Raw genomic sequence first — 8,154 nt, 5'->3', positions numbered from 1 at the left:
TGTGTTAAGCACGCCGCCAGCGTTCATCCTGAGCCAGGATCAAACTCTCCGTTGAAGTAAAACAGACACAACCAACACCCCCGGGAAAACGGGACGTGCCGGCTGCACAAAATTTGAAACCAGCTGTAAAAACCAGACCACACCACGGGGTGGCGGACCTGGTCAATTCAACCAATTCAATACAATAAATTGGTATCAACAAACTTGGCACACTATTGAGTTCTCAAACAACAGACACACCCGGCACCACCACAACCTCAGCCGTGGATCGCTCCGGAGCAACTTCCCAAACTTACCCGACCCCGCGAAGCTTTGCAAACCGGCGTTTCCGCCATCCACAACCCCGCGAAGGGGATCCCCACCCGGAAACACCAGCACACTCAAAAGTGCGCCATATTCCAGGCTGTTCATCAGGGGGTCGGTCGCAATCTCTCCGCATCAGCGGCGGCGACTCGAATTACTTTACACGCCACCACGACCACACACAAATCGGACAACCAACCACCCCCACACCCCCAAAAACCCCGCAACCACACCGAAACCAAGCCCCCGGCCAACCCCGCACCGGCCGGAACAGCGAAACCGGGTTCCTGTGTACTGGCTCACACGCCAGCCGCCCTTCAAGCCACTGGTTTCAGCCCACCGCCCGGGTTGCGGCGAAGACGGGCGAATCTTCAGGGCGCACGGTCACGGTCCGCAGCTCCGCGGCGGACAAGGCGGCGTAGTGGGAGAACTCCGCGAGGGCGATGACCCGCCCCCGGCGTTCGGTGCCGGTCGCCGCCTCGGTGAGGACCGCCTCGCCGTCGCCGCCCGGCTGCAGGGAAAAACCGGGGGCGACGCTGTCGGCCGTCACAGGAACCGGGGCGACGAGCAACAGCGGCTGACCCTGCCGGCGGCGGTAGTGCCCGGTGAGGTGGAAGACCAGGAACTTCTCGACGTCGTCGAGATCGGAGGAGGCGAACAGTGTGCTCTCGGGTGCTCCCCGCTCTGCCCTGCTGAGCACGAACCGCCCGTCCGCCTGGCGGACGTACAGCCGAACTTCTCCCCCAAGGTTGTAGAAGCACCAAGTCCCTTCATCGGACCTGGCCATGCTGTAGTTGGCCGCCTTCGCCAGTTCAGGGAAACGGGACATCATGGGCTCGATATCGGTGGTCAATTGCTCAACACCCCGGCTTTCAGCAGCTCTTCAACGGTCAGGACGGTGCCGCCCGCGTCGCGGAACAGAACCTGGCTGGCTCCGCCGTCGCGGCCAAACCCGGGTCCAACGACTGATCCCTCGACGGTCCAGCCTTCTGCACCAACTGGCCAGTCCTCCGCCACGTGATATTTGGAGTAGGGCAGTTCCAGGGCATTGACCGGCAGCGACCTGGCTTCAAAGCTGGCCGGTTTTCCGTCGATCAGCAGGTACAGGTGGGACCCGTCCTCCCCGCCGACCCGGTCCAGCACTGCGCCGTGGGCCCGGAACTCGCCCAGGTTCTTGAACTCGAGACGGCTGCCGCGTACTGCGCCGTCATTGGGCGGGTAGACATCGAACATACTTTGATTTCCTTTTCGAAAGATCCCGTGTTTCCGGAATTTACCCCACCGGGAAGAATGGTGGTTTTCCTGTCGGCGCCTTTAACGCGTCCTGCAGGTCGTCAGGGGTCATGCTCGAGTAGTACGAAAACGTGACCAGTTCGGTGTCATCGGTACCCCACATGCGTTCGATTCCCGTCGTTCGATCGGCCAGTATCCAACGTCCTGGCTCGTGCGAAACCTCATAACCTTGTGCGGCCTTGTCAGCAGTCAGCGGTATGGACGCGGTCATGAGCCTGGGCAGCCGGTGCCGCGAGCGCCAGACCCTGCACAGCCAGTAGACAAGATACAGCTCAACATCACGGAGGCTTGAGGATACGACAATGTCCACTTCGGGATTGGCACGATCCACTTGCCCGAGCACGAAGTCGTCATCCCGGACGGAAAGATGCCGGTAGTGATCATCACCTGAGCGAAAATACCACGATCCGTCAGCGTCGTTCTTGGTGCAGGTGAATCCCGCGTCCCGGATCAAGTCAGACAGGCGGGCGATCGCCGGGTCGAGTATGTCCAACGGTTCGCTCATTTGAGAAGTCCCATGTTCAGCATTCTTTCCACGCCGACGTTCACACCGTCGGCATCCTTGACTAACAGTTGCGAGGCGCCGCCTTCCCGTCCAAAGGCTGGGGCGACCTTCGACACTTCAAGTGTCCAGCCTTCGGTGCCGGGCGGCCAGTGATCTTCGAGGCTGTACTGGAAGTACTGCTTCTCCAAGGTGTTGACCGGAAGTGCCCGGGCTTCAAAGCTCGCGGGCACGCCGTCTTCCATGACCCCCAGGAACTTCCCTGTGGTATCACCAATCCGGTCCATCTGCACACCGTGGTCACGGATGTACGCGGCCACGGTCTGGTAGCTCATCCACGTCTTCGGCACAGCTCCGTCGTTGGGCGGATAGACGTCCCAATACTGATCCCCATACTTGCCCGGTTGTGTGTATCGTGCGTCATATTCGGCTTTGGTGAACGGAGTTCCGTCGGTTTCGCGGCCCCAGGGGGCGTCCGGATCGGAGACCAGTTCCATGGTTTCCCGGTTGAGCTCCGTTGCCTGCGGATACGGGGTGTGCTCTGCATGGTTTTCGCGCGGCTGACCGTACAGATCATCCTCTGGCTTGTGGGGGGCGTCTTCACGGGGCAGGGGTTCGACGGACTCATCGGACGAATAGACGGTGTCCTTGGCCTGCTCAGGGACCGCCGGGGTGTCCGCGTCGCGGACCAGGTTCTCGGCCGCCGCAGCAGTCTTGCCGTCCGGGACGAGGGCCTCAACCTTCGCATCGCTGAGGGTATCCAGCAGCTTCGCCGTGGTCTCGGGCATCACCACATCAGAAATCTTCACGGCCAGGGATCCGGGCTTGGCAAGGACAGTGCCGGCCGTTCCCAGTCCAGCGGCGGAACCGCCCAGGACCGGAGGCAGCTTGCCGACCTTGGCGCCGTCTAACGACGCACCGCCCAGTTTCCCCGCGGTGGTTCCGGCCTTGCCGGCCACGCTTCCGGCCTTCAGGCCGATGCCCGCGCCTCCGGCGAAGAGGCCCACGATGTCCAGTGAGGCGCCGCCGGCCGCGTAGAGCGGGTCCCGGCCCCATTCGTCGTAGTAGATGACCTGTTTACCGGCCTCGCGCAGGATCTGCATGGACTCCACCTCCGCGGCAGAGACCTTCCCGTCGGCGAGGGCGTTCCGGCTGGTGATTGCCGCTCCGGCGAGGGTTCCGATGCCCTGCCAGGCCAGCATTTGCTCCGCCTTATCCGTGGTGCCCAGGAGTGTGTAGAGACCCTGTGCGCCGCCCACCAGGGACGCGAGGGCGCCCTGCCCCAAGGATGCCATGCCGCCCGCACGAACGGAGATGTTGGCCTGCCCCCAGGGCTGGTCCGGAATCTCCCGGTCGCTGCCCAGGAAGTGCTGAACGTGGGAGAAGACGTTGGAGATGACGTCGGTGGAGCCGTCCAGCGTGTGCCGCGGAATGACCTCGGCCGATACCGCCTCGCCGCCGGCCAGTACATTGATCGCCGAGGCGCAGGTGGCGTCCGAGTCCAGGATTTCCTGCGCCAAAGCACTGCAGCGGTCGTACACGTCGCGGCGCTGATCAACGATGTCGATTTTCGACTGCCAGTCATCGTTGGCCACGATCAGCCCGTCGAGCGCGCTGACCTCTGACCTGAGCGTCTCAACCCGGCGCTTCAGGTCGCGGGTCCGCTCAGCCAGGGACAGCAGCGCCGTGCAGCACTGCTCTGCTGTCCCGTGCAGCCCGGCTGCCCGGTGGGCGATCGGAGAGAACCCGGCGAGGACCCGCCCCTCCTCCGGAGCCTGGTACGCACCGGAGAGGCCGGTCCAGGTCCGGGAAGCGGCGCCGATGCTCGAACTGATGGATGCGCCGGCGTCGGACAGTGCCTTGGCGTGTGTTTCCAGCGCGTCGGCGTCGGGCAGCGGCGGGAGGGCGTTGACGTCGATACCGCTTGCCCCGGCCCCCGCGAGGCAAACTTGTTCGAACTCGTTGCTCATCGCTGTCCTGATTCAGTAGGGTCCAACAAATTAGTTCGGCAGTGGCTGCGGTCCCATGGAGTGCACCCAGCCCGCCGGCATCGAAGCCGCCCCGCGGGCCGCGGTGGACGCCATGGTCAGGTCGCCCGCGGAGTAGTGCCCCACCGCCTCGGCCGTGCTCTCCAGGACAGTCACGCTTCTGGACACCAGCTCCTGAGTCACGGGAACAATCACGGCGTCCACCAGTGCGCCCAGGGCGGCCTGCACCACCGGGGAGGGAACGGACCCCGCAACTCCCAGCAGCGCTCCCTGCAGCTGGCCGATCGGCTCCTGCAGGTCAGCGACGGACGTGGCAGTCGCCGCGATCACTGACTGGGTCGCCGGCACGTCGATTTTCCATGATCCAGCCATTCGGATAGTCCGCCCGGTCAGCCGATGCCCTGCACCGCGTTGCGGGCAGAGGTGGCGGCGGTGGAGGCGGTTTCATCGTTGAGTCCCAAGGTGCTGCGGACCAGTGCAACGATGGCTTTGACCTCGTTGGCGGCGCTTCCCCAGCGGGCCTCGACGGCCTGGTATTCGGCGTCGACGCCGTCAGCACGGAAATCCGCCATCGCCTGGTTGACGTCCGACTGACGCTGGGCGATGAGGCTTTCCAGCTGGGCGGCGAGGGCCTGGATGTCGCCCTGTACCTGGGATGAGACATTCGTGTCGTAAGCAATGCGGTTTGCAGTCATGGGTTGTCCGGAGTCCGCGGACTCCTGCTCCGTTCCGGGTTCAAAAGGGTGTTTGTTGCGGAAATGCGGGGGCTGGTTTAGCCGGCCCGTCCTTGGAAGCGGGCGCCGTCGAAGTCTGCGGAACCTTCGGTGCGGCGGGCATTGTCACTGGCAGCGATGTCGCCCTGCTGGAATGCGGTGTTCATCCCCGACTGGCCCTGGACGATACCCGCGAGGGCGGCGTTCAATTCAGAGGCCACCAGGTCGGAGCGGTTCTTGAAGGAATCAAAGGCCGCTTTGCCGGCGCCACTGAAACGGCCTTCCAGCGGTGCGACGGCGTCAACGAACCGGCGGACCAAGGCTCCGAGGTCCTGGTTGGATGCATCGGTCTGCTTGTTCAGGCTGCCGAGCGTGTCGGCGCCCATGTCAAAAATTGCCATGACTCCCCCATCATGTTCTGTGACCTGCCAGCGCCGGACGACGGCGGCACGTCCTAGCATGGGCATAGCGGGACGAATATGTCCAGTCGGTGCAGTAAATAGGCGGCCGGTCGCTGCTTGACTTGCAATCCCCGCCAAAATCCGCGATAGGTTTAGGGGCTGATTGCCGCCGCACAGGTGCTGCAAGGGCTTACTTGCTTACTGTTAGGGGGAACAGGCTATGGCCGAAGATTTCGATTCGCGGCTTTTGGAGTCCGCGAAAGTCCGGAAAAGCCGCCTGGACGACGCGTTTCTGTTTGGGAAGAATCTCCAGGAGCGCAGCTACACCACCGTGACGGCCCGGCTGATGCAGTCGCTGCTGGTGGCCGCCCTGATCGCCGCCATTTGCGTCGGCTACAGCTTTGTCCAGCACATGCTCAGTGAGCAGTCCAGCCGGCAGGCCGCGGCCACCTCCGCCGTCGGCACGTTCGCCGTCAATGCCGCCGCAGCCGCGGTCCCGGACGCCCAGCATGGAGGGGCCGCGTGAGCACTGCCCTGAGCCGGATCACCATCATCGGCGAGCACCGCCACCTGGACGTTCGGCTGCCGTCGGACGAGCCGGTGGCTTCCCTGCTGCCGCAACTGCTGCAGCTCATGGATGACGGGAACGAGTCCACGCCTGCCGCAGCGACGGGGAGCGGCGGGGCCGCCGCCAGCAGCGTGCTGACCGCGTCGTCGGTGCTGACCACCAGCACCGGAACGACGCTGGAGGAGTCGCTGACCCTGCGCCAGTCCGGCGTCGCCGACGGCACGTTGCTGTACCTCCGTGAAGAAGTCAGTGTCCCGCCCGCCCCCGAGGTCTACGACGTCGCCTCGTTCGCCGCCGACACCACGGAGCGCATTCCCGCCCTGTGGGCCGGATCGCTGCGCACCACCGGGCTGGCCTGCATCGCCGGGCTCCTGCTGGCCGGGTCGATCGTTGGCGCGGTGCTGCTGCTGGACGCAACGGACGCCGGCGCCGGCTTCGGCGTCGGCGTCGGGCTGGCCGCGTCCACGGCCCTGATACTGGCCGGCGCGGTCCTGGGCAGCTGGCGTTCCGCGCCGGCCGGGCTGGCCCTCATCGTGGCCGGGGTGGCAGCCGCCGCGGCGGTGGCCTGCACGCTGGGTTCCCTTGCGCTGGCTGCGGCGATTGTTGCCGGCGCGGCGGTTGCGGGCCTTGCTGCCGGCGCCGTGGCCACCCGGAAGTACGTGCCCTGCCTCTCCAGCGCGGGGCTGCTGGCCGGTTTGAGCGGGGTCTGGGGGCTCATTGCGTGGAGCACCGGCGACCTGCCCCTGGCTGCCGGAACCACGGGCATCGCCGCCATCTTCGCCCTCGGCGTGGCGCCGCGGCTCGCCACCATGCTGACCGGGCTGAGCGCCCTGGACGATGACCAGCGGCAGGGAAAGCGCATCAGCCGCCAGACCACACTGGATGCCATCCACGCGGCCCACTCCACCCTCACAGGATGGACGCTGACCGCCAGTGCGATGGCTGGGCTTGCCGCCGTCGTCACCGCCACCGCGACGGACCGGCCTGGCTGGGCGGCCGCCCTTGCCCTGGCGCTCCTGGGGTCGCTGGCCCTGCGCGGGCTGTCCCTGCCGCTGTTGACGCAGCGGGCGGGTCTCTACCTGGCAGCGTCAGCATCCTGCCTGGGTGTGGCCGTGGTCCTTGCCCTGGGCCTGGAGCAGTCGTGGCTGGTGTGCGGTGCGGGGGCTGTTGCCCTCGCGGTCCTGCTGGCCTCCGTGGTCAAGGTCCGTGACCAGGCAGCGGCACGGCTCCGGGTGACCGCGTCGCGGATGGAACTCCTCTGCGTGCTGGCCACCATTCCGCTGGTTCTGGGTTTGTCCGGGGCCTTCACTCAACTAGGACAGACCTTTGGCTGATCAGCCCCGCGCCGGATTCCCCTTTTCCCCACCGCCCGCAGCTGCTGCGGAGGCCGCCGGTCCCCCGCCGGGAACCACGACGGCGGCCGGCGGCTTTCCGGGCATGTCACCCGCCCGGCCGGCCGCCGCGGCCCCGGTCCGGCAACCGGCCCCGCCACCGGTCCCCCGCGCCGCCGCCCCTGCCGCACCCGCACCCGCCGCTCCCGCGGCACACCGCAAGGCCGGCAGGAAGGGCGGAGACACCCTGTGGGAGCGCGTGCGGTTTGAGGTGACCGACGCCGTGACCTCCGGTGCCCTGTCCGAACGCCTCATCCGCGCCAGTGCCGACGTCGAGGCGCCCATCACCACCGGGCGGCGCATTGTTGTCCTGGGCACGGCCGGCGGCGCGGGAACCACCACGGTCACGGCCGTGCTGGCCAAACTGCTGGGCAGCATCCGGCAGGAGGCGGTCATGGCCGTGGACGCGACCGACCAAACAGGCCTGCTGCTGCAGCGGCTGGGTGCCGGCGGCGCAGCCCCGCTGTCCTTTCTGATGCAGCAGTTCCGCACGCAGCCGGTGCGGACGCTGCCGGACGCCACAACCAACACGGCCGCGTGCGGCAACCAAGTTTTCGCGGCCGCACGGACCGATGTCCGGTCACTGGCGGACTCGCCCCTGACCCTGGCCGAGTGGACGGACGTGTCCTCCACACTGTCCCGCTTTATGGCCGTCTCGATTGTCGATGCCGGCGCCTCGCCCCTGTCCCGGCACGCGGGGGCCCTGCTCGAGACCGCCCATGCCGTGGTGCTGGTGTCCCCGCCCGGCGAGGATGAATCCCTTCGGCGGCAGTCCGTGCAGGACGCGCTGGCCTCGGCCTTCCCGCACCTGCAGCAGGTCGGCGTGACCGTGCAGTCGCGGGCGCAGGCCGCCACGTCGGGTGAGGGCTTCCTGCCCTTCGACCGGCACCTGGCGGGCGGCGGTGCCCTGCAGCTGAGCCGGCTCGGGTCGCGGACCAGGATTGCGGCGACCGAAGCCGCCGGCCGCGCACTCCTCGCCGCGAACAGGGCCTGAC

At 66.6% G+C, this 8,154-nt stretch carries 10 protein-coding genes; 3 read left to right on the top strand and 7 right to left on the bottom strand.

Annotated features, from left to right (window positions below; translation table 11 throughout):
- Window positions 1-634: 634 nt before the first annotated feature.
- The 7 genes from ABIC21_RS18860 to ABIC21_RS18830 form a co-directional block, all read right to left on the bottom strand.
- Window positions 635-1,156, bottom strand: a complete 522-nt coding sequence (locus tag ABIC21_RS18860; protein ID WP_354351908.1) for an Imm61 family immunity protein — start codon at window positions 1,154-1,156, stop codon at window positions 635-637.
- Complete coding sequence (locus ABIC21_RS18855; protein WP_354351907.1) at window positions 1,153-1,536, bottom strand: glycohydrolase toxin TNT-related protein; 384 nt, start codon at window positions 1,534-1,536, stop codon at window positions 1,153-1,155. Before ABIC21_RS18855 ends, ABIC21_RS18860 begins: the two co-directional genes overlap by 4 nt.
- A gap of 40 nt (window positions 1,537-1,576) precedes the next feature.
- Entirely contained in the window at window positions 1,577-2,101 is a 525-nt protein-coding gene (locus ABIC21_RS18850; RefSeq protein WP_354351906.1) for an Imm61 family immunity protein, read from the bottom strand.
- Window positions 2,098-4,068, bottom strand: coding sequence for a glycohydrolase toxin TNT-related protein (locus tag ABIC21_RS18845; RefSeq protein ID WP_354351905.1), 1,971 nt, complete (start codon window positions 4,066-4,068; stop codon window positions 2,098-2,100). Before ABIC21_RS18845 ends, ABIC21_RS18850 begins: the two co-directional genes overlap by 4 nt.
- Before the next feature lie 30 nt (window positions 4,069-4,098).
- Window positions 4,099-4,458, bottom strand: a complete 360-nt coding sequence (locus tag ABIC21_RS18840) for a DUF6507 family protein (protein ID WP_354351904.1) — start codon at window positions 4,456-4,458, stop codon at window positions 4,099-4,101.
- 17 nt (window positions 4,459-4,475) lie between these two features.
- The gene (locus tag ABIC21_RS18835; RefSeq protein ID WP_354351903.1) at window positions 4,476-4,781 is read right to left on the bottom strand and encodes a pore-forming ESAT-6 family protein; all 306 of its coding nucleotides are present in this window, start codon (window positions 4,779-4,781) and stop codon (window positions 4,476-4,478) included.
- Between the two features lie 77 nt (window positions 4,782-4,858).
- On the bottom strand, window positions 4,859-5,200 hold the full coding sequence (locus ABIC21_RS18830; protein ID WP_354351902.1) for a hypothetical protein: 342 nt from the start codon (window positions 5,198-5,200) through the stop codon (window positions 4,859-4,861).
- Window positions 5,201-5,420: 220 nt separating this feature from the next.
- Between ABIC21_RS18830 and ABIC21_RS18825 the strand changes: the two genes are divergently transcribed.
- Genes ABIC21_RS18825 through ABIC21_RS18815 form a run of 3 tightly spaced genes read left to right on the top strand, consistent with a single transcriptional unit; the run spans window position 5,421 to window position 8,153 of the window.
- Window positions 5,421-5,726 (top strand): hypothetical protein, encoded by a 306-nt coding sequence (locus ABIC21_RS18825; RefSeq protein WP_354351901.1) that lies wholly within the window; start codon window positions 5,421-5,423, stop codon window positions 5,724-5,726.
- Window positions 5,723-7,102, top strand: coding sequence for an EsaB/YukD family protein (locus ABIC21_RS18820; RefSeq protein ID WP_354351900.1), 1,380 nt, complete (start codon window positions 5,723-5,725; stop codon window positions 7,100-7,102). The genes ABIC21_RS18825 and ABIC21_RS18820 overlap by 4 nt, the downstream gene beginning before the upstream one ends.
- The gene (locus tag ABIC21_RS18815; protein WP_354351899.1) at window positions 7,095-8,153 is read left to right on the top strand and encodes a hypothetical protein; all 1,059 of its coding nucleotides are present in this window, start codon (window positions 7,095-7,097) and stop codon (window positions 8,151-8,153) included. Before ABIC21_RS18820 ends, ABIC21_RS18815 begins: the two co-directional genes overlap by 8 nt.
- The last annotated feature ends 1 nt before the right edge of the window (window position 8,154 follow it).

The sequence above is a fragment of the Pseudarthrobacter sp. PvP090 genome, assembly GCF_040547365.1.
Classification (GTDB): Bacteria; Actinomycetota; Actinomycetes; order Actinomycetales; family Micrococcaceae; genus Arthrobacter.
Note: the sequence above shows the minus strand (reverse complement) of the source record. Positions and strands in the feature narration are given on the sequence as shown.